The sequence below is a fragment of the Burkholderia pyrrocinia genome (assembly GCF_018417535.1).
GTDB lineage: Bacteria > Pseudomonadota > Gammaproteobacteria > Burkholderiales > Burkholderiaceae > Burkholderia > Burkholderia pyrrocinia_E.
On record NZ_CP070979.1, the window covers coordinates 553,294 to 574,345 of the forward strand.

The 21,052-nt window shown below is 69.2% G+C and carries 19 protein-coding genes and 5 pseudogenes; 11 read left to right on the forward strand and 13 right to left on the reverse strand.

The features are described from left to right. Window positions 1-29 precede the first annotated feature (29 nt). From sctP to sctU, 3 genes are read right to left on the reverse strand one after another with little or no spacing between them, the layout of a single operon-like run. Entirely contained in the window at window positions 30-638 is a 609-nt protein-coding gene (sctP, locus tag JYG32_RS35530) for a type III secretion system protein SctP (RefSeq protein WP_213268226.1), read from the reverse strand. Continuing rightward, the gene (gene sctV / locus JYG32_RS35535; protein ID WP_213268227.1) at window positions 635-2,707 is read right to left on the reverse strand and encodes a type III secretion system export apparatus subunit SctV; all 2,073 of its coding nucleotides are present in this window, start codon (window positions 2,705-2,707) and stop codon (window positions 635-637) included. Before sctV ends, sctP begins: the two co-directional genes overlap by 4 nt. After that, window positions 2,704-3,786, reverse strand: coding sequence for a type III secretion system export apparatus subunit SctU (sctU, locus tag JYG32_RS35540; protein WP_174384505.1), 1,083 nt, complete (start codon window positions 3,784-3,786; stop codon window positions 2,704-2,706). Before sctU ends, sctV begins: the two co-directional genes overlap by 4 nt. A gap of 235 nt (window positions 3,787-4,021) precedes the next feature. Between sctU and JYG32_RS35545 the strand changes: the two genes are divergently transcribed. The 8 genes and pseudogenes from JYG32_RS35545 to sctT form a co-directional block, all read left to right on the forward strand. Next, window positions 4,022-4,591, forward strand: coding sequence for an HrpB1 family type III secretion system apparatus protein (locus JYG32_RS35545; protein ID WP_213268228.1), 570 nt, complete (start codon window positions 4,022-4,024; stop codon window positions 4,589-4,591). A gap of 13 nt (window positions 4,592-4,604) precedes the next feature. Then, entirely contained in the window at window positions 4,605-5,021 is a 417-nt protein-coding gene (locus JYG32_RS35550; RefSeq protein WP_072436863.1) for a type III secretion protein HrpB2, read from the forward strand. A gap of 2 nt (window positions 5,022-5,023) precedes the next feature. After that, the gene (gene sctJ, locus JYG32_RS35555) at window positions 5,024-5,866 is read left to right on the forward strand and encodes a type III secretion system inner membrane ring lipoprotein SctJ (protein ID WP_213268229.1); all 843 of its coding nucleotides are present in this window, start codon (window positions 5,024-5,026) and stop codon (window positions 5,864-5,866) included. Then, complete coding sequence (locus tag JYG32_RS35560; protein ID WP_213268230.1) at window positions 5,863-6,537, forward strand: type III secretion protein HrpB4; 675 nt, start codon at window positions 5,863-5,865, stop codon at window positions 6,535-6,537. The genes sctJ and JYG32_RS35560 overlap by 4 nt, the downstream gene beginning before the upstream one ends. Then, window positions 6,522-7,238: a type III secretion system stator protein SctL gene (gene sctL / locus JYG32_RS35565; protein WP_213268231.1), complete on the forward strand. Its 717-nt coding sequence runs from the start codon at window positions 6,522-6,524 to the stop codon at window positions 7,236-7,238. The genes JYG32_RS35560 and sctL overlap by 16 nt, the downstream gene beginning before the upstream one ends. Next, window positions 7,235-8,563 carry a type III secretion system ATPase SctN gene (gene sctN / locus JYG32_RS35570; RefSeq protein ID WP_174383664.1) on the forward strand — a complete coding sequence of 443 codons (1,329 nt, stop codon included), beginning with the start codon at window positions 7,235-7,237 and terminating at the stop codon, window positions 8,561-8,563. The genes sctL and sctN overlap by 4 nt, the downstream gene beginning before the upstream one ends. Beyond that, window positions 8,560-9,066, forward strand: coding sequence for a type III secretion protein HrpB7 (locus tag JYG32_RS35575; RefSeq protein WP_213268232.1), 507 nt, complete (start codon window positions 8,560-8,562; stop codon window positions 9,064-9,066). Before sctN ends, JYG32_RS35575 begins: the two co-directional genes overlap by 4 nt. Before the next feature lie 75 nt (window positions 9,067-9,141). After that, window positions 9,142-9,939 (forward strand): annotated as a pseudogene (gene sctT, locus JYG32_RS35580) (type III secretion system export apparatus subunit SctT); the annotation flags it as partial. 79 nt (window positions 9,940-10,018) lie between these two features. On the opposite strand, the gene JYG32_RS35585 reads toward sctT, so the two are convergent. Beyond that, complete coding sequence (locus JYG32_RS35585) at window positions 10,019-10,294, reverse strand: hypothetical protein (protein WP_174383661.1); 276 nt, start codon at window positions 10,292-10,294, stop codon at window positions 10,019-10,021. On the opposite strand from JYG32_RS35585, the gene JYG32_RS35590 reads away from it, so the two are divergent. Then, entirely contained in the window at window positions 10,293-10,889 is a 597-nt protein-coding gene (locus tag JYG32_RS35590) for a hypothetical protein (protein ID WP_174383660.1), read from the forward strand. The genes JYG32_RS35585 and JYG32_RS35590 overlap by 2 nt on opposite strands. Before the next feature lie 567 nt (window positions 10,890-11,456). Continuing rightward, window positions 11,457-11,717, forward strand: a pseudogene (locus tag JYG32_RS35595) (transposase); the annotation flags it as partial. Between the two features lie 7 nt (window positions 11,718-11,724). Here JYG32_RS35595 and JYG32_RS35600 read toward each other — a convergent pair. After that, window positions 11,725-11,862, reverse strand: a pseudogene (locus tag JYG32_RS35600) (transposase); the annotation flags it as partial. Between the two features lie 3 nt (window positions 11,863-11,865). Further along, window positions 11,866-12,162: pseudogene (locus JYG32_RS35605) on the reverse strand (tyrosine-type recombinase/integrase); the annotation flags it as partial. Between the two features lie 4 nt (window positions 12,163-12,166). Between JYG32_RS35605 and JYG32_RS39335 the strand changes: the two are divergent. Next, window positions 12,167-12,436, forward strand: a pseudogene (locus tag JYG32_RS39335) (IS6 family transposase); the annotation flags it as partial. 64 nt (window positions 12,437-12,500) lie between these two features. Here JYG32_RS39335 and JYG32_RS35610 read toward each other — a convergent pair. The 7 genes from JYG32_RS35610 to JYG32_RS35640 form a co-directional block, all read right to left on the reverse strand. Continuing rightward, window positions 12,501-12,836 carry a hypothetical protein gene (locus tag JYG32_RS35610; RefSeq protein ID WP_174383659.1) on the reverse strand — a complete coding sequence of 112 codons (336 nt, stop codon included), beginning with the start codon at window positions 12,834-12,836 and terminating at the stop codon, window positions 12,501-12,503. Beyond that, window positions 12,833-13,267, reverse strand: a complete 435-nt coding sequence (locus tag JYG32_RS35615) for a hypothetical protein (protein ID WP_213268234.1) — start codon at window positions 13,265-13,267, stop codon at window positions 12,833-12,835. The genes JYG32_RS35610 and JYG32_RS35615 overlap by 4 nt, the downstream gene beginning before the upstream one ends. Before the next feature lie 101 nt (window positions 13,268-13,368). Further along, window positions 13,369-14,589, reverse strand: a complete 1,221-nt coding sequence (locus tag JYG32_RS35620) for a beta-ketoacyl-[acyl-carrier-protein] synthase family protein (protein WP_174383657.1) — start codon at window positions 14,587-14,589, stop codon at window positions 13,369-13,371. Window positions 14,590-14,644: 55 nt separating this feature from the next. Further along, window positions 14,645-14,962 (reverse strand): phosphopantetheine-binding protein, encoded by a 318-nt coding sequence (locus tag JYG32_RS35625; RefSeq protein ID WP_174383656.1) that lies wholly within the window; start codon window positions 14,960-14,962, stop codon window positions 14,645-14,647. 23 nt (window positions 14,963-14,985) lie between these two features. Beyond that, window positions 14,986-16,380: a hypothetical protein gene (locus JYG32_RS35630; protein WP_213268235.1), complete on the reverse strand. Its 1,395-nt coding sequence runs from the start codon at window positions 16,378-16,380 to the stop codon at window positions 14,986-14,988. 1 nt (window position 16,381) lies between these two features. Continuing rightward, window positions 16,382-20,134: a hypothetical protein gene (locus JYG32_RS35635; protein WP_213268236.1), complete on the reverse strand. Its 3,753-nt coding sequence runs from the start codon at window positions 20,132-20,134 to the stop codon at window positions 16,382-16,384. Next, window positions 20,131-21,036 carry a hypothetical protein gene (locus JYG32_RS35640; RefSeq protein WP_213268237.1) on the reverse strand — a complete coding sequence of 302 codons (906 nt, stop codon included), beginning with the start codon at window positions 21,034-21,036 and terminating at the stop codon, window positions 20,131-20,133. Before JYG32_RS35640 ends, JYG32_RS35635 begins: the two co-directional genes overlap by 4 nt. Window positions 21,037-21,052: the final 16 nt, after the last annotated feature.

Below are 21,052 nucleotides of genomic sequence, written 5' to 3' on the forward strand. Positions count from 1 at the left end.
CGGTCGGTCGGGTTCGGTTGTACGGGCGCTCAGTCGACGTCGATCTCGATCGTGCGCGGCGCGCCGCGATGGGCGAGCAGCGTGTCGAGTCGCGCGTGCAGCGTTGCGCCATGCGTGCAGAGTAAGTGCCGCGTCGCCGCGTCCGGCGTCTCGAACCGAAGCCGCAAGTCGAAACGCGAAAGAACGAGGTGCAGCACCGTGTCCGGCAGCAGCGCCGCGTCGAGCGGCAGGCTGATCTCCCAGTGGCCCGACGCGTCGTCGCCGCACAGCGCCGCAATCTCGGCCACGATAGCCTCGGCAACGCGCACCATCCGCTCGCGCTGCGCGAACACCTGATTGACGAACGCATCGGAGCCCGCGCACGCGCGCGCCATCGCTTCGCGCCCGGCCGCGTCCGGCAGCGCGGCCGGATCGCGTTCGAATGACGGCATCGCGCCGTCGTGCCAGGGCATCGACGCGTCGTGTCGCCGCTCGTCGTCGGCCGCGGCGCGCTCGCCGGCCGGCGCGACGCGCGAGCGCCGCATCAGTTGCGCATAGTCGAAGCCGCGCCGCGCCGTGCGCGACGCGCACGCGCCGTCCGGCCCGGCGGCAGGCTCGCCCGCGATGATTCGCACGGGCCTCAGATCGGCGGCGCTCATGCGTGGGCCGCCGCCGGCATCGTCACGCGGCCGACCGGCTTCAATTCGACCTGGTCGCCGAGCTCCTGATACGAGTAGACGGGCAGCCAGCCGAGCCGAGCCTCGATCATTCGTCGCGTGTAGCGGCGCACGTCCATCGACGTGACGAGCGCGACGTCGTCGCGCGGCGTCGCGCCGACGAACGACGCGACGCTGTCGACGAGATAGCGGACCTGCTCGGGCGGCAGCGCGAGGAAGTTGCCCGCGGGTGTCTGCTTGATCGACTGCCGGATATGCTGCTCGACCGGCAGATCAAGCAGCACGGCCGGCAGTTGCCGCGCGCCGCGCGCGGCGCGATACGCGAGATAGCGCGACAGGTCGCCGCGCACGTATTCGGCGAGCATCAGCATGTCCTTCTCCTTCGGCCCCCACGCGACGAGGCTCTCCATGATGTCGCGCGCGTTGCGGATCGGGATGTGCTCTTCGAGCAGGCGACGCAGCACGTCGGCGATCCGCTGCGTCGGCAGCGCCTTCTGCACTTCGGCGACGAGCCCCGGATAGTCGGTTCCGAGCTGGTCGAGTATCCATTGGGTTTCCTGGATGCCGAGGAACAGATGCGCGTTGCGTCGCAACAGCGCGATCGTCTCGTGCGCGATCACCTGCTCGGCACGCCACGCGCGCGCGCCGGCCGGCACCGCCTTGTCGTCGCTCCAATAGCTCTCGGCGAGCCCGCCCGCCGGGCCGCGCTTCGTGCAGCGGCCGGCGAGCGCCGGGTCCGACGCCGCGTCGGGCAGCATCGTCTGGTCGGCCGGCAATTCGAGCCGCGTCTGCGGCACGTCGCGCATCAGGATCTCGCACGTCGCTTCGGGCAGCGCGTCGCTCGTCCACAGCGTGATGCCGGGAAACGGCAGCCCCTGCTCTTCCTGCAGCTTCGCGCGCTCCTCGTCGAACGCGCGATCGAGCGCGGCGGGCGCGAGCCGCGCGACGAGATCCGGCGACACCCGCACGCCGATCGCGCACGTGAAGAGCGGCGCGCGCGGCAGGATCGACGGCGTGCTGCTTTTCGCGCCCGCGCGCTGCAGCGCGATCACCGGCTCGCCGCGCGCGGTCGTGCGGCGCGCGCCCTTCTGCAGCCGGTAGCCGGAAAACGCGAGAATCGCAGACAGCAGCACGAACAGCGCCGCCGGAAAGCCCGGCACCGCCGCGAAGCCGATCAGCAGCACCGCCGCGAAGTACAGCGCGCGATAGCTGCCGCCGAGCTGCTTCGCGATCTCGGAGCCGAGCGACGTGCCTTCGCCTTCGTCGTGATCGTCCGCGACGCGCGTGATCATCACGCCGGCCGCGACCGAGATCAGCAGCGACGGAATCTGCGACACCATCGCGTCGCCGACCGACAGGATCGAGAAGCGGTTCGCCGCTTCGCCGGCCGTCATCCCGTGATACATCACGCCGATCGCGATGCCCGCGACGATGTTGACGAGCGTGATGATGAGCCCCGCGATCGCGTCGCCCTTGACGAACTTCATCGCGCCGTCCATCCCGCCGTGCAACTGGCTCTCCTTCGCGAGCGTCGCGCGCTTGCGGCGCGCCTCGTCGGGCGTCAGGATGTTCGCGCGCAGGTCCGCGTCGATGCTCATCTGCTTGCCGGGCATCGCGTCGAGCGTGAAGCGCGCGCCGACTTCGGCAACGCGCTCCGAGCCCTTCGCGATCACGATGAACTGCACGGTCGTGATGATCAGGAACACGACGAGGCCGACGACGAGATTGCCGCCGACGACGAGCTCGCCGAAGCTCTCGATGATGTCGCCCGCGTTCGCGTGCAGCAGGATCGACTTCGTCGACGCGATGTTCAGCGACAGCCGGTACAGCGTCGTGAACAGCAGGACCGACGGAAACACCGACAGCGACACGATGCTGCCGACGTACATCGTCACCATCAGCAGCGTGACGCTGATCGCGATGTTGATGCCGAGCAGCACGTCAATCACCTCGGGCGGCAACGGCAGGATCATCAGCGAGACGATCGCGACGACCAGCACCGTGATGCCGACCTCGCCGCCGGCGGGGAGTTTGAGGGTTTTCAGCGTCATGACGACCTCGCGGAGGGAACGGCGGCGTCGGTGCGCGCGCCCGCGACCGACTCGACCCAGCGCAGGATCGCGGCCACCGTTTCAAACAGTTCTTCGGGAATCGCCGCGTCGCGCTCGACGCGGTACAGTGCGCGCGCGACGGGCGGATTGCCGACGATCGGCACGCCGAGCGCGTGCGCGTGGCGGCGCAGCGCGAGCGCGCCGTCGTCGACGGCTTTCTCGATCACTCGCGGCAGCGGATGCTCGTCGGGCGCATAGCGGATCGCGACCGCGTAATGCGTCGGGTTGACGACGAGCACGTTCGCCTGGCCGACCTTCTGCCGCGCCGGCGCGCTCGTCGCGATCTCGCGCGCGAGCCGGCGGCGCTCGCCCTTCGTGTGCGGATCGCCTTCGCTCTCCTTGTTCTCGCGCTTCGCCTCTTCCTTCGTCATCCGGTTGTCGCGCATGAACATCATGCGCGCGATCTTGTAGTCGGCCGCCGCGAACACCGTGACGACGAGCGCGACGACGCCGAGCAGCTTCATCAGCACGGTCCACAGCACGCGCGACAACTGCGGCGTCGCCTCGTACACGCTCGCGACGACCAGCGGAAACAGCGACATCATCATCTTCCAGATCACGCACGCGAGCACGACCGCCTTGACGATCATCTTCACGAGCTCGAGCAGCGACTTCATCGAGAAGATCTTCTTGATGCCCGACATCGGATTGATCGCGTCGAACTTCGGCATCACGGGCTCGAGCGTGATCATGAAACCCGCCTGCGGCGCCTGCGACACGATGCCCGCGACGATCGCGGCGACGACGAACGGCAGCATCGTCAGCGCGGCGCTCGCGGCGAGGTCGTGCAGCGCGGACAGCGTCGCCTGCGGCGTGCGTTCGCCATTCACGAAATCGAGCGCGGTGCGGATCGTGCGCGACAGGCCGCCGGTGAGCATCGATTCACCCACCGTCAGCACGCCGATCGCGGCGGCCAGCGTCACCGCGTCCGCGACGTCCTTGCTCTTTGCGACCTGGCCCTTCTCGCGGACCTTCTTCAGCTTCCGTTCGGAGGGTTCTTCGGTTTTCTCTTCGGCCATCGCCGCCGTTCCTGTCGAGAGTCGGACATGGCGCGTACGTTAGCGACACGCGGCGGCGGCCGCGCGCGCCGACCCGAAGCGACGCCGTCCGGCGCGAAGCGCGCGCGGCGCTTCGCCTCGCGCGCGCGCGCTTCGCATCGGCGGCCGGGCGGGCGCGGCGCGCTGCTACCTTGCGCTCCATACGCCATTTCCTCAACGACATGCGCCGCTCGCGCGGCGACACGGAGCGCACACCATGGACGAATCCCGGCCGACCTATCTGCGATGCAACCAAGCGGCGCTGAACGAACTGATCGACGCCGCGAGCCTCGCGCTCGGCGGCGCGCTCGACGGCCCGGCCGCCGATCCCTACGACATCGGCCTGCTGATCGACGCGCTGCGCGTGCTCGCGCCACAACTGCCCGCCGCCGACATGTTCGACGGCATGCTGCACGTCGCGCTCGGCAACTTCGACGACGCGGTGCGCGTGTTCGCGGAGATCGCGAACGGCACGACGAACACGATCTACGGCAAGGCGCTGCTCGCGTTCGCACTGCAACTGAAGCGCGATCCGGAATGGCGAATCGCCGCCGACGAGGTGCTCGCGGCCGGCAGCCCCGCGCAGGCGGTCGCGCTCGTGCGCGCGCTCGAGCGGCAGCACGACGTGATGCTCGCGAAGGAGCACGCGGATCGCACGGGTGTCTGGGAGCTTCCTGAATCGGCCGCGGCGGCCAACGGCGACACGCCCGATGCGCCGCCCCCGAACCCGGCGGGCGGCTTCGATGCGCAGGCCGCGTTCGCGCATCAGCAATATCTGCGTCTTTGACGAGGAGGCCCGCATGAATGCCCCGCTTTCCCCGGTCGACCTGACCCGCGCGCTCGACGTCGCGTTCTCCGACGCGGCGGCGGCGCCAGCCGGCGCGACCGCCGCGCCGACGCCCGACGTCCCGGCCGACGTCGCCAGCCGTTTCCAGGCGCTGATGTCGAACGCGACGCCGACGCCGCCCGTCGCGCATTCGCGCGAAGCAAGCGCCGTGTCGAAGCTCGTCGAGACGTCGGACGCCGCGATCAAGCAGGTGCTCGACAACTCCGCCTACCTGAGCCAGCACGCGGACGAACTGTCGATGAACCAGATGTTCGCGGCGTCGATCCAGGCGTCGGCCGAGGCGACCGCGATGCAGATCGACCTGCAGGCAAAGATGGGCGTCGTCACGTCGACGAAGGACGCGATCGGCTCCCTGATGAAGAACCAGTGACCATGGAACGACTCCCTTCCCCGATCGCCGCCGGCGGCCGCCGCGCGGCCCGGCTTGCCGCGCTGCTCGCGTGCGCGGCGCTCATCGCCGGCTGCCAGCAGGAGCTGTACGGCGGCCTCGCCGAGCGCGACTGCAACGAGATGATGGCCGCGCTGCTGCAGAACGGTGTCGACGCGCAGAAGAAGACGCCCGACGGCGGCAAGACGTGGACGCTCGCCGTCGACGACAAGCAGATTGTCAAGGCGATGGAAGTGCTGCGCGCGCGCGGGCTGCCCGCGACGCGCTACGACGATCTCGGCGCGCTGTTCAAGAAGGACGGCCTCGTGTCGACGCCGACCGAGGAGCGCGTGCGGTTCATCTACGGCGTGTCGCAGGAGCTGTCGGACACGCTGTCGAAAATCGACGGGGTCGTCGTCGCGCGCGTGCACATCGTGCTGCCGAACAACGATCCGCTCGCACAGGTCGCGAAGCCGTCGTCGGCGTCGGTGTTCATCAAGTACCGGCCGAACGCGAATCTCGCGACGCTGACGCCGCAGATCAAGAACCTCGTCGTCCATAGCGTCGAAGGGCTGACGTACGACGAAGTGAGCGTCACGTCGGTCGCCGCCGATCCGGTCGATCTCGTGTCGGCCGCGCAGCCGAGCGCGCGGAAGTCCGGCGGCGCGACGCTCGTCGGCCTGCTGATCGCCCTCCTCGTGTGCGTCGTGCTAGCGGCCGCGGGCGGTGTGCTGTGGTGGCGCGCGCGCAAGCACGGCGGCGCGGGCGTGGGCGGGCTGGCCGCGCGGCTGCGCGGCGGCAACGACGCACAGGCCGCGGCCGCGCCTCAACGGGCCGGTGCGCGATGAGCGGCGGTGCGCCGATCGCGAGCGTCACGGCGCGGGCCGCGTGGCTCGCCGGCTACGACGCGAACGCGCGACGCGCGGCCGACTGGGTTCACGCGAGCTGGCACGGCGCGCTCGCGCCGCTCGTCGCGACGACGCGCGCGCATGCGCCCGCGCTGCGCGCCGCGTGCTCGCTGCTGCTGTTGCGCACGCTTGGGGCGACGTCGCCGTCGCTCGACGGTTTCGATGCGCGTGCTGACCGGCTCGCCGCGCTGCCGATCGCCGACACGCTGCGGCTGCTGCGCGTGCGTGCGCTGCTGTGCCGGCGCACCGAGCTGCGCCACTGGATCGACCGTGCGAGCCGCGAGCGGCTCGCCGGCTGGGTCGGCGCCGACGGCTGCAACGCGCTCGCGGCGTTGCCCGACGCGCCGCGCGCGCGCGATCTCGATCGCCGCGAGCCGGTCGCGCCGCTCGCGCAACTGTCCGGCGACGACATCGCGTGGGAAGGCTGGTGCCTGTTCGAACGCGAACGGGCCTGGGCGCCGGCGGGGCCGATGCGCATCGTGCGCCACGCGTTGCCGCGCGACACCACGCGCCCGCCGTGGATCGAACGCGCGGCGGCGGACGCGGACGGCGCGACGCTGCTCGCGCGCCTGCCGTCGCTGTTTCCGGAGTGGTCATGGCTTTTTGGCTGAAAAACCGGCAGATTCCGCTCACCGACGATCTCTGCTTCGACGCGCCGCACGGCGTGCTGCGGCGCGACGCGTTCGAGACGGTTCAGGCGCTCGACGCCGCGCTCGACGCGCTCGCGGCCGAACGCGACGCGGTGCTGCACGCGGCCCGCGACGAAGCCGAACGGATCGGTGCCGACGCGCGCGCGCAGGCCGGCGCGCTCGTCGAAACCGCGCGGCGCGAGCACGACAGCGCATATGCGCGCGGCTACGACGCGGGCCGCGCGCAGGCGATCGCCGACTGGCACGCGCAGGCGGCCGACTCGTTCGAGCAGGAGCGGCGCGTGCGCGACAAAATGCGCGAACGGCTCGCGGAGCTCGTCGCCGCGGCCGTCCAGCAGATGGTGCGCGCGGAGGACGCGCGCGGTCTGTTCGCGCGCGCGGCGGAAACGGTCGAGCGCGTCGTCGCCGGCGCAAGCTATCTGACGGTGCGCGTGTGCGACGCCGATTACGACGTCGCGCGCGAGCAGTTCGGGCTGCTCGCCGACGCGTGGCGCCGGCAAGGACGCAACGTGCCGGTCGAGGTCGTCGTCGAGCCGCGCGTCGCGCGTGGCACCTGCGTGTGCGAATCCGACTTCGGCACCGTCGACGCGAGCCTCGACACGCAACTGAACGCGATCCGCGCGGCGCTCGGCCGCGCACTCGACGACGCGAGCCGCCCATGAACGCACTGACCGATTTGTCCCGCGTCGCCGACGCGATGGCCGCGCGGCTTGCGATCGAGCCTGCCGTCGGCATGACGGGCAAGGTGCTCGAGGTGATCGGTACGCTCGTGCGCGTCGTCGGCCTCGAAGCGACGCTCGGCGAGCTGTGCGAGCTGCGCGGCGCGTCGGGCGCGCTGCTCCAGCATGCGGAAGTCGTCGGCTTCACGCGCAACGTCGCGCTGCTGTCGCCGTTCGGCACGCTCGGCGAGATCAATCGCGGCACGCGCGTGATCGGCTTGCGGCGGCCGCTGTCGGTGAAGGTCGGCAACGGCATCCTCGGCCGCGTGATCGACAGCTTCGGCGAGCCGATCGACGGGCGCGGCCCGCTCGACTACGACGCGCTGCGCCCCGTGCTCGCGCCGCCGCCGAACCCGATGTCGCGGCGGATGGTGGACGCGTCGCTCGCGACCGGCGTGCGGATCGTCGACGGCCTGATCACGCTCGGCGAAGGCCAACGGATGGGGATCTTCGCGCCGGCCGGCGTCGGCAAGAGCACGCTGCTCGGGATGTTCGCGCGCGGCGCGTCGTGCGACATCAACGTGATCGCGCTGATCGGCGAGCGCGGCCGCGAAGTGCGCGAGTTCGTCGAGCTGATCATGGGCGAGGACGGCATGGCGCGCTCGGTGGTCGTGTGCGCGACGTCCGACCGCTCGTCGATCGAGCGCGCGAAGGCCGCGTACGCGGCGACCGCGATCGCCGAGTATTTCCGCGACCAGGGCAAGCGCGTGCTGCTGATGATGGATTCGCTGACGCGCTTCGCGCGCGCCGGGCGCGAGATTGGCCTCGCGGCCGGCGAGCCGCCCGCGCGGCGCGGCTTCCCGCCTTCCGTGTTCGCCGAGCTGCCGCGCCTGCTCGAGCGCACCGGGATGGGCGAGCAAGGCTCGATCACCGCGCTCTACACGGTGCTCGCCGAAGACGATTCCGGCAGCGACCCGATCGCCGAGGAAGTGCGCGGGATTCTCGACGGCCACATCATCCTGTCGCGCGAGATCGCCGCGCGCAACCAGTATCCGGCGATCGACGTGCTCGGCAGCCTGTCGCGGATCATGCCGCAGATCGCGACGCGCGAGCACGTCGGCGCGGCCGGCCGGCTGCGCCAGTTGCTCGCGAAGCACCGCGAGATCGAAACGCTGCTGCAGCTCGGCGAATACCAGGCGGGCAGCGACGCGGCAGCCGACGAAGCGGTCGCGAAGATCGACCGGATCCGCACGTTCCTCAACCAGCGCACCGACGAGTACGCGCCGCCCGACGCGACACTCGCCGCGCTGCACGCGCTCGTCCAATGAGGAACCGGAAACAGGGCGCCTTCGAGACGCTGCTTGCGCGGCGCGAACAGCGCGGCGCGAAGCTGCGTACCGAGCAGGCCGCGCAGCGCGCCGAACGCGACGCGGCGGCGGCCGAGTTCGCGCAGGGCGAAGCGCACGCGCACGCGAAGCTCGATGCGGCGAATCGCTATGCGGCGCGCGTCGACGCGATGGCGGCCAGCCATGCGGCGTTTGCGATCGGCGATTACGCAGCGTGTCGCCGCTATCGCGACGTGCTGCTCGACGAACACACGCTCGCGAGCGCGCAGTGCGCTCGCCTGCATGCGGCGCTGCAGGCCAAGATCGAGCAGCTCGCCGCGACCGCACGCCGGATCGCGCGCAACGACGCGCAAATCGACGTCGTGCGCGAGCGGATCCGGCGGCTCGCGTGCGCGGCCGAGGCAGCCGCCGAAGACGTACAGGACGAGGAGATCGAGGAAGGCGTGCTCGCACGCCGGCTTGCGGCCGTGCGGGCCTCGACCTGAATCCTGTTCCCGCCAATGACGGCCGGCCCTGCGAATGCATTCTCGACATCGCGGGAACGTGGCCTGGACATGCGCATGACAACCTACGACATCTTTCCGCTGCAGCACCTGGGCGACGAATTCATCGGCTTCATCGTGCTGCTCGCGCTGTCGAGCGAGCGGCTTCTCGTGATCATGACGATCCTGCCCGCGACCGCCGACAACGTGCTGAAAGGCCCGCTGCGCAGCGGCGCGGCCGCGATCTGGTGCCTGTTCGTCGCATGTGGACAGCAGGCGCTGATCCCGCAGCTTCGCGGCGCGTTCCTCGTGATCACTTGCGCGAAGGAAGCCGTGATCGGGCTCGTGCTCGGCATCGCGGCCTCCACCGTGTTCTGGGCCGCCGAGGCGATCGGCACCTACGTCGACGATGTCGCCGGCTTCAACAACGTGCAGATGCAGAACCCGAGCTCGGGCACGCAGACGTCGCTAATGGCGACGCTGCTCGGGCAACTGACGATCGCGTCGTTCTGGATGCTGGGTGGCATGACGTTCCTGCTCGGCGCGCTGTACGAATCGTATGCGTGGTGGCCGCTCGGGTCGTTCAACCCGGTTCCCGCGCCACTGCTCGAAATGTTCGCGCAGGCGCGGCTCGACATGCTGATGAACATGGTCGCGCGGATCGCGACACCGATGATGGCGATGCTGCTGCTCGTCGACCTGGGCCTCGCGTTCGTCTCGCGCTCGGCGCAGAAGCTCGATCTGATGTCGGTCAGCCAGCCGCTCAAGGGCGCGATCGCGGTGCTGATGGTCGCGGTGCTGGCGGGGAGTTTCGTGAGCGAGATGCGCGGGCAGATTTCGCTGGCGGGGCTCGCGCAGCAGGTGAAGCAACTGGCCGGCCGATAGGCGGGGCAACTGCTTTCGCACAGCGAGCGCCATCGAGACAGCGGACGTTCGGGCGGTTCCACGCGGGCATTCATGCGAAGGATGCGTCGACGTCGTGGAAGAAGCGCGCGCTGCGCGACGCGATCGACCCGCGCCCACCGGATTCCGATCCACGCGCTCGACGTTTCGCTTTCGCGCCGCTCGCTTCGCGTATCCGGCCATCACGCCCGCCGCGACGCGCATCATCCCTCCATCGATCGGCAGTTACCGTCATGCGGTTCCGACGGCGGAGCGGCCCGTCGATTTCGCCATCGAGCGCCACGGCGCCCGACGCACTTTCCTCCTCTTGATCGAAGGTACCGACCATGACAAAAATCACCGGCGGCAGCACCGCGCCTCTCGACAATCACACCACAACCACTTCGTCGAGCGACGATTCGCAGTCGGCCCGGCGTTCGAGCGATCGACCGACGGGCGGCGCGACGCTGAGCGGACTGAACAATCTGTCGACGCCGCATACACGCCGCAACGACGTAACGAACCAGGCGGCCAGCCATATGGAGAAACCGGGCGCGACGTACTATTCGGCGGCCGTGTTTGGGGTCAGCTCGGTGCTGCAGCACGGCCAGCTCGGCATCACGGAAGGCTCGCACAACAGCGTGGTGGGCAATCTCGACGGCATCTCGCAAGGCAAGCAGACGCACACGGGCGCGCACATGAACGAAAGCAAGTCGTTCGGCAAAGACGCGGTCGAGCATTTTCAGCGCGGAGAGTATCGCGACGCCGCGGTCACCGCGGCCGGTTCGGCGATCAACGCCGTGGCTTCGATGACCGTCGGGCCCGCGCGCGATTTCGAGACGGCCCGGCAACATCCGGATCCGAAAATCTCCGTGGCCGCGTCGGCGAGCCTGCATCAGGACTTCGCGACGCTGCCTTCTCCGACGCGCCCGACGCACGAATGACGCATTCGATGCGTCACGCGGCGCGCCGCCTCGCCCCCGGTCCGCGCGGGGCGCAGGCGCAGGCGGAGCAAGCAAGGTTCCTGATCAAGCTAACGAACTCGAAGTCCGAGAAATGTCTCGGGCTTATCCTTGCGCGATCCAACCTGTCTTGCCATCGCCCAATATCACCAGTGCAACCGTGGATGTAATCCAGGTCAGGCGTCGCGTGACGAGCTTAAAGAGTCGGGACTACGCCCGGGCGTGGAGTCCCGTGGCGTTCTAAGCCGATCTGCTGCCGCTACTTCGGCATCCGTTTGTTTGCTCTTCGTGCGCCCCATCACACTTTTCCCTACTCCTCTGCGCCAGCCCGATCGAAAATCTCATTTTCGATCGCGTGATCGCGCGGAGACAGGGCCGCTCGCGAAATGCCATAGCGAGCGCGATAGTCACGAGCAAGAATCAGTGCGATCTTCGCGGCACGCCATGCACGGTAATCGACGAAGAGGTGGCCGCGCAAATTCGGACAGTCGACTAAGTGGTTTGGCCGGGGCCTGAGCCAGCAATAATGCTGGCAAAGGAACCGAGGAGATGACGAAGAGAACCCGACGGACGCACTCAGCGGCGTTCAAAGCGAAGGTGGCGCTGGCCGCGGTCAAAGGCGAGCGGACGCTGGCCGAACTGGCGCAGCAGTTCGATGTGCATCCGAACCAGATCACGGAATGGAAGCGGCGGTTGCAGGAGCGCGCGGCAGACGTGTTTGGCACGGCGGGCGCGCCGTCGAGCGAGCCGCCGGTGGATGTGAAAACGCTGCACGCGAAAATCGGCCAGTTGACGCTGGAGAACGATTTTTTAAGGTTCATCGTGGATTACCGGGGAACGCGGCGCGGATCTTGAGGAAGAAGTACTCCTCGTCGCGGTACCCGTAAGCCCTGCGCTTGATGACCTTGATGGTGTTGTTGATGCCTTCGACGACGCTGGTATTGAGCGGATACCTCCAAGCATGTCCGAGCAACTGCTGCACGACGTCGAGCGGTACGTCGGCGGCCGCTGACTGCGTGCCAAACGTGTGGCGGAACGCGTGGGGCGATAGGCTGGCCAGTCGCCGACGTTCCGCCTCGGTCAAATCCGCCATCTTTTCGAGCAACTGCTCGACCGCCCATTGGAGCAGACCGCGCGCGCCGCGCACCGAGTAACCGGACGGTACCTTCCCGGTCGCACCGTCGCCGGCGTCGTACTCGCGCTCGAACTTCTCGCGCGCCCGCGGCGTGCGAGGAATCACCAGCGGCGCCACCAAGGGCAAGCATGTCTTTGTCAAAGCCGCTGCGCGCGTGAACAACCGGGCCAAGAACAGCCACCAGCCGACCCGTGAGCCGGAGCGCCGCATGCGCGGGTGACGCGACCGCACCCGCACACAAGCCTTCCTGTCGAGCTTCAGCCCCATCCGGCAACACTTCGCCCTGCAGCGGCATTTGCTGCGTGCTGCACTCTATCGTAAGCAGCTCGCCGCGCGATTCACGACATGGCGTGAATTCACCGAGCTAGCCCAAAATCCGTCCTCCGCAGCATAAGCGCCTCGCCGCCAATAGCACTTCACTGACCTTCGAGCGCCAACGTGACGACGCCCGGCCCACGTCAGTCGGCGACGATTTCGATTCTCGCGCGCTGACGGATCGCCACGTCGCAAAGCTGCGCGAACTGCCGGATGAACGTGCGCGCCGCCGGCGAAAGCCTCTCGCCCTCCGCCAGCACGACGTGAAGCTCCTCGCGCAGTGCCGACAGCGCCTTGCCTTCGAACTGCATCTCGGCGCTGGCGCCATAGTAATGACGCCAGAACGCACGCAAGCGCCGAAGCCCGGGCCAGGCCATGACGACGTCGTAGGCCTCCGCCCAGACGTCGTCGCTTTGTTTCAGACGGCTCAGCACCTGCTCTTTGCTACCCGCCGTGCGCACGAGGATGTGTCGCGTCATTGACAGGTGCCGGGCGCGCCCGAGGTTTCCGGAAACTGCGTGACGACCGTGCCGTTGGTTGCGCTGCTGGTGATCAGCCGCACGCATTTCTCGCCCACGGTGCCCACGACGATGCCGAGGTTCGCATCGTAGCGGATTCGGCCGTCCGGTTGCACGGTCCGGGTCTTGTTGGGCGCGGCCTGCACCTGCCGGCAAAGATTCTGCTGCGCCGCCTGGGTGCAATAGCTCGCGATGAACTGATTGGCGCCGGAACTCGCCGTGCAGTGGCGCTGGTAGATATGCGTAAAGCCGGTCGCGTCGACAACGCAGGCGGCATCGGCGGCGGCGGCGGCGGCAGATTCCGGCACAGTTGCAGGCGCCATCGGCGCCTGGCAGCCGGCGATCAATGCAGCGGCAAGCGCCAGGGGAACGAGTCGAAGGGTCGTGGTCATCGTTTCTTCCTTATATCAGTTTGGAGGGTCGTTGCGGTGCAGCGAATGGCATGACGTCTTCGTCATGCCGGACTTTTCGATTCCCGTCGGGCGCGTCGATGTCAGGACAGCGCCCGCAACGCCAGCACGGCGTTGAGTCCGCCGAACGCGAAGTTGTTGGAGAGCGCCGCACGTATCGTCATCGGTCGCGCCACGTTCGGCACGACGTCCAAATCGCAGTTCGGGTCGACCGCCTCGTGGTTCGCGGTCGGCGGCGCGATGCCGTGCCGCATCGCCATCAGCGTGGCCGCCATCTCGATGCCGCCTGTCGCGCCCAGCGCATGCCCGTGCATCGACTTGGTCGACGACACCGCCATGCGGTTCGCATGCTCGCCGAACACCCGGCGGATCGCCTTGCACTCCTCCACGTCGTTTACCGGCGTACCGGTGCCGTGCGCATTGATGTAGTCGACGTCGTCCGCACGCATGCCCGCCGCATCGAGCGCGGCGGCCATCGCGCGCGCCGGTCCGGCCGCCGACGGATGCACGACGTTGGAGGCATCCGCGCTCATGCCCACGCCGGCCAGTTCCGCGTAGATCGGCGCGTCTCGCGCGAGCGCGGATTCCAGCGTCTCGAGCACGACGATCCCGGCCCCCTCCGCGAGCGTCATCCCGCCGCGGCCCAGCGAGAAAGGCCGACAGGTATCCGTCGACATCACGCGCATCGATTCGAACGCCTTGATGTTCGTGTAGACCAGATTGGCCTCGCTGCCTCCGGTGATCGCCCGGTCGACGACGCCGTGCCGCACCATCAGCCACGCCTGCGCAATCGCGTGATTGGCACTGGCGCAGCCGGTCGAGATCACGAACGTCGGCCCGGTGATGCCGAACGTCATCGACACAAAGCCCGCCGACGCCTGATGGTTCGTGCGCGGCACCAGCATCGGATTGCAGCGCGTGCGCCCTTCGCCGATGAATTTCCACGCCGCTTCTTCGCGGGCCTGCTCGCCGCCCGCCCCCGAGCCGAGAATGACCGCCGTCCGGGCCCGGTCGTAATCGGCGTCGATCAGCCTCGCTTCGGCCAGCGCCTCGCGCGCCGCGACCACCGCATACTGCGCGTACGGATCCAGCAGCGCCAGGTCGTCCTCGCCGAAATGATCGAGCGGCCGGTAATCCGGCACCTCGCCGAGCGGCACCGTCACCGAGTAGCTGCCGACGCTGCGGGTCGCGGCGCGTATTCCGCATTGTCCGGCGGCCAGCGCGTCCCACACGGCATGCTTGCCGACGCCGAGCGCCGACAGGCAGCCCACCCCGCTCACTACCACGCGTCGCGTATCGCTCATCGCCACCTCGCCATGTGATGCCCAACGGGGGCCACCCCCGTGCCGAGCGGTACGTTCATGCGTTCACCTGCGCGCCGCGCTTCTCGACTACCAGCGTGGCGACCGTGATCACCGTCTCGCCGAGCGTGCGCACGGCGTCCAGGTGACGGCCGACGATGTCGATGCGAAAGAACTCCTCGACCTCGAAGACGATGGAGATGAGCGTCATCGAATCGATGCCCAGGTCCTGGAACGACGTGTCCAGTTCGACCGTCTTTTGCGCGAGCGACGGCTTGACCTGCACCATCATCGCGACGATGCCGTCACGGATGCTGCCCAGTTCACCGACCGGCATGCCGATACGCTGCGCCAACTGCTCAAGGGTGTCTGCCATGATGCCTCTTCGAAAAAGCCGCGCTACTGCGCGACGGTGACGGTAATCTGGTTGCTCTGCGTATTGCCCTTCGCATCGCCGACCACGAGCACATAGGTCGTGGTACGGTCGACCGTCACTTGGGTCGACCCGGTTCCGGTGGTGCCGTCCAGCCTGAGCGGCACCGCCTGCCCGTTGAGTTTCGCGGTCGTCGCGTTCAGCGTCTGCCAGCTGAACGTGACCTTCGCTCCCGGCAGCACCGTCTGGTTGTCGACCACGAAGTACTGGCACTCCAGCCACGGGCCCGGGCCGATGTAGCGGACCTCCGGCCCGCCCGGGCCCGTCGCGGTCAACCGCCAGATGAGCGGTGGCTGCGGCGGCAGCGGCGGCGGGTTCTGCTCGGCGGCGCCGCGCCCGTTCAGAATCTGGAATTGCGCGAACGCGCTGTCGGGCGGCAACCCGAAGTAGAGGATGGACATCGGCTTCAGGCGCACGGGCAGCTGCCGTTGCACGGGGCCGCCGTACCCTTGCAGCGTCAGCGTGAAGGTGATCTCGCTCGCGTTGTCGGGCGCCAGCTGGCCGGGCTGCACGGCACGCGAGCCCTGCACCGGCACCTGGGTGATGGTCTGCGGCGTGAGCGTCGCCCGCGTCGCATACTGCGAGCGCCACGTCAGTGTCACGGTGTCGTCGAAACCGACGTCGAGCCCGGCGGGACCGAAATCCAGCACGGCCACCCGGCCCACCTGCACGGTCACGTCGGTGCTCGCATGGCCTGACGCGTTGTCGTAGACAGTCAGCGTGTACTGGGTCGACGGCGGCTGCGGGACCACCTGGAACAGGCCCTGATAGACATCGCCGGTGCAGGTCTGGCGCTGGCCGCCTGGCATCAGCTCCACATACGCGCCGCCGATCGCGGTGAACGCGATGGTCGACGGCTGGTTGAGCGTGACCGTGGTCGGGCTGGCCAGCGCGCTGATCGACAGTTGCGGCCCGCCGATCGTCACGGGCAGCTCGGTGCTGCCGTAGGCGTCGCCGACGCTTTCGTCGATCTCCACGTCGGCGGTGGTGCCCGTCTTGCCGTCGACCTGGATGTTGTTGAGCTGCACGCCGAAGCCCTGGCCCGGCGCCAGCGTCACGCTCGCGAGCAACGGCCTGACGAGGAACGAGCCGGGCGACCCCGACAGCGCATTGATACCCCAGTCGGGCGACAGCGACCGGTAGCCGACGGCCGACAGCGCGGTGGTCAGCGTGGCGGGCAGCGTGATCGTGACGCTGTCGCTGTTCGCGCGCGTGAAGGTCACGGGCGACGTTCCCCGGTTGATCGCCGCGAACGCGAGTTCGGCGGTCGAGCCGGTGGGAACCTGGGTGGGCGCGACGTCGTAGGCCAGCAGCGTGGTCGAGGTCTCGCGCGGGCTCCGTTCGATCTGCAGTAGCACCATGTCACTCGTCCTTTCCGTTGAAAGCGCCGCCGAGCTTGAGCCAGCCTTCGCGCAGTGTCGGCGGCGTACTGGCGAGCGTCGCTTCGCCGCCCGGCTGCACGATGTTGCCGTCCTCGCGCCAGACCGACACCCCGCTGCGCTCGATCCAGGTCCAGGTGCCGCCCACCGCGCCCGGCAACGGCATGGTGAGCTGCACCGGATCGGTCAGCAGCGGCCCCATGCGGAACGTCACGTACATCGTCTGCAATGCCGTGCTGACCGGGCCGGCGGGCAGCGCCATGTAGTCGACGGGCTGCACGCCTGACACCACGGGGATCTGGCCGCGCGGGTCCACCAGCACGGTCAGGTACTGGCGGGTGGTGGCGTCGGCGGGCAGCGTGTAGGTGGCGTCCGTGACCACGTAGGGGTTCGGCGCCGGGGGCGCCGCCAGCCGCGGCAGCTCGCGCACGGCCTGCGCGAGCCGCTCGGCCATGCCGTCCGTGCGGGACGACAGCAGCCGGCGCAGCGTGCCGAGGCTCGGCGTATAGCCGTGCGCCGCGTAGAAGGTGCCGTAGTCGTCGCCGAGGTAATAGCCAGTCGTGCCGTTGTTGTCGAGCCCGTGATCGCCGACGCGCACCGGCAGCGTCACCCGCGTCAGGCCGCCGTCCTCGTCCTTGCCGGTCGCGCTCCAGTTCTGTCGTACCCACGGCTGCCCGGCCACGCCGAACGACGTCGCCATGCGCACCACCGCGAGCGGCCGCCCGACCAGCACCGACAGGTTGCCGCTGTTCGGCTGCCCCAGCGGATCGGTCTTCCACAACGTCACGTCGATCGCGTCGAGCAGCGCCTGCAGCGCGCCGACCTGGTTGCTGCCCTGCGCGAGGATGCCGTTCACCAGCCCGGCCAGGTGCGGATTGTCGATCGCGGGCGGCGCACCCAGCGCCGCGCCGACGCCGGGCACCGCATCCCAGCGCACGGCCTCCTCGCCCTGGTCGTTGACGATCATGATGAGCGCGCCCAGGTTGTGCCCGGCCGCATCGAACACCGTCAGGCTCGCGTCGAGGTGATTCGGCAGCAGCCATCCGCACACGGGGCTCGTCGCATCGGACGAATTGCTCGGCTGGCCGTCGTTCGTCGCATCGACCAGCCACGACGCCAGCCGGCTCGGCTGGAGCAGGCGCGGCACCACCTGCGCGGTGCCCGGCACGCCGGCGGTCTTCATCGATTGCGCGACGACCGGACGCACGTTGACGTTGGTATCGACGGCCTTGAGCACCTGCCCGTACGCATCCACCACCCACAGCTTCTGGATGGTGAAATGCCCCGAGCGGAACGGATAGAAGGTCGTGCCCGTCGCGGCGGGAATGAAGCCGCTGACGCCGCCCGTCATCGCTGCCTGCGGGGCTTCGATGATGCTGGTGGGCTGCGCGAGACGCATGCCGAACTGCTCGTTCAGCCCGCCGAGCGACTGGGCGAGCACGTCGAGGTTGGTCAGCGCGTCGGCGGTCTTGCGCAGCGCATCGACGTCGAACTGCAGGAGCTTCTGTACGTTGGCCGGCACGGCGAGGAACTGCTCGATCGACACGTTCAGCCCCAGCGCCTGATTCGGGGTCAGCGTCGTGCGGCCGGTGTAGATGTCGGTCGGCGGCGCGATGCGGGTGCCGTTCCAGACGTAGTCGACATCGTCGAGCGACCAGTCCGCGAGCATGCCCTGCAGGTTGCTGTCGGGGGCGCTGGGCGACCATCCCACCTGCCAGTCCAGATAGATCGGCGTCCACGGCGTCACCCACGGATCGACCGACACCACCGACGGCGGCACCCCGTCGAAGCCGACGGCGGCCGCCAGCAGGTCGCCGCCGGCGAGCGCCAGGCCCTCCTCGCTGAACGGCAGCGCCTGCTGCGCGCGGATGACGTCGGCCAGCGCCTGCAGTTGCGCGTCGGTCGGCGCGGACACCCCGGCCTTCGCATAGGCCAGCCTGGCCATCCAGCGCGCATTGGCAGGATCGAGCAACACGGTTTCGACCCAGAACGCCGGGCTTTCCTTTGGAATGCCCGACCCCGTCGGCAGGACCGACGCGAAATCGGCGGCATCGAGCGTGACCCGCGTGGCCGAACCCGGCGGCACCGCCAGCGTGAGCGCGCTCAGCGTCTGGCCGGTGAAACGCCCGTCCGCGCCGCGCGCATCGGCGAACGCGCCCGGCTGGGCCAGCTTGCTGTCGGCGCCCGCGCCGGCCACCAGCACCACCGGATCCATCGGCGCGTAGTCGCGCGGCGCCTTGATGCTGCTCAGCTCATAGTCCTTGCCGAGCAGCCCGCGCAAGGTCGTGACTTCGCCCTGCACCTGCGTCGTCAGCTGCGCGATCCGCTTCAGGGTGACCGGAATGAGCCCGGTTTCGGCGTTGGAAAGCAGTGCGACGTAATCCAGCACCTGCTGCTTCGGAATGCCGACCCGCGGCGTCCAGTTGATCTGCTTCCACAGCGCCACGTAGAGGGCCTGCTGCCACGACTGCAACGCGGCGCGCGCCTGGTCGAGCTGCTGTTGCGACGCGTTCAGCGCGCCCAGCGCCTGCGTCTGGTCGGGATCCAGCGGCAGCGTGCTGTTGCCGCCCTGCGCGGCCAGCGACTGATTGGCGTTGCCGGGCCGCGAGACCACCCAGACGTCCCCGGACGGAATCGACCCGAACCGGGCCGCCTGCGTCACCATCTCGTAGCGGGCGCGGTCGGTCGCGTAGTCGAAGATCAGGCCGCTCTGGAACGCGAGCAGCATGGTCTCGACTTCCTCCTGCACCGCCGCCGGCATGGTGCTGGCGACCCACGCGGCAAGCGCCTCGGCCGCGTTGCTGCCGATCGACACGGCCGGCGGTTCCGGCGACGTCGCCGGATCGGTGTACAGCGGATACGCGTGCGCGCCACCCTTCCATTCGATGCTGTGCAGGAACGCATGGCAGAGCGTTTGCGACGCGAGATCGTGCTGCGCCGGCGTCAGCGGCGGGCCGCCGGTAATCGGATTGGCCAGCAGCCAGGCCTGCCACGCAGCCTGCGCGGTCGGCACCGCCGTGATCACCGACCAGTCCTGCGCATCCATCAGCGCCTGCCACTGCTGTGCGTCGACGAAGCCGCCGGCCGGGCCGAACAGCGGATCGTCGCCGGGCGCCGCATACCAGCCGAGGATGCTGTATGAATACGTGCCCTGCGCCGTGTCGGGCAGCGGATCGTAGAACGCGAACACGTTGCCGACGTTCGAGTAGACCGAAGCGAACGCGACGTTGCCCGGTGCGATCGCCTGCAGGAACGGCGGCTGCGCGCCGGGCATCGCCCGCCAGCTCGCCAGCGTGACCACCTTGCCGAGCTTCGTGTAGCCGAGCGGGTCGTCGGGCGCGGGCCAGGACGTGGTGCCGTCCGCGCCGGTGTAGTCGCTCTGCAGCACCCACGCATCGAGTGCGGGCGGATTGCCGTCCTGCGCCACGTAGGAGCGCGTGACCAGCCACCGGTTCGGCACGGCGGGAAACCGCACCGCGCCTTCGGCATCGGGTTGTTGCCCGCTGCGCAGCGCCGACGGCAGCGTCCAGGTCAGGTGCAGGCCCGTGGCCGGCGTGCCGCCGTCGGTCGAGAACGGGCTTGCGGCGGGCGTGCCGTACGGCAGCGCGGAATAGTCGAAGCGCGTATTCGCCCAGGTTGCCTGCGTCTGGTTCGGCGTGCCGATCAACAGCGCGTCCGTATACATCGGCACGAACAGGCAGGGGCCTGCCCAGATCGGGTTGACGATCGCGCTCATTGGCCTGCCTCCTTTCCCGCGCCGGTCGGCGTGAACGGCTGCACGCCGGCGCTCTGCACCATTTCGATCGCGAACCCGGCACCCGTCAGGCCCTCGGCGGGCAGCGCGCCGGCCGTGCGCAGCGCGGCCGCCAGCGCCGCATGCGTCTTGCTCACGTCGACCACGTCCGCCACCGTGCCGGTGCGAAGGCTCACCGGCACGGTCTGCGTGCCGATCTGCTTGCCGGCGTTCGCGCCGCTCACGTAGCGCAGCGATGCGGAATAGTTGCCCTGGTTGTCGTCGATCACGCCGAAATGGAGGCTCTCCGCCGGCTGGTGAATGCGCACCTCGGCCGGCGTCCCGCCCAGCAGGCAGATCAGCACGTCGGTGGACAGGCGGTCGAGCCGCAGCAGCGACAGCGCGCGGCCGCTCGCGTCGGTCGCGGTCACCTCGATCCCCGGCCAGCCCGACACCGCCGCCGAGCGCAGCAGGAAGCCGCTCGGCGCGCTCGGGCTCTCGGCGGCGGGCAGGCCCGTGCGCGCCGCACGCACCGCCGTGAGACCCCGCAGGGTCTGGTTGATCACGTTCTCGATCTGGCCCAGCAACGTCACCGACTCGAGGCTGGAGCCGATCCCGATGCTCATCGCGCCGTCGATCAGCTGGTTGGTGTAGTTCTGGTCGAGATAGAAGAACCGGATGGTCTCGGGCGGCAGCATCGAGGCCGCCGGCACCAGGTAATCGAACGGCACGCCATACAGCAGCACCAGTTCGCTGAGCCAGTTCCTGCAGGCCGGCGGCAAGTCCGGCGCTATCGCGGGGGCCGGCGCTGCGCCTGCGCGCGCCGGCGCGGCGACGCCGGCCTGCCACACGACCACGTCGGCCAGGTCGGCCAGTTGCCGGGTTCGATCGATCACGGATCTCATGCGCTTCTCCCAGATG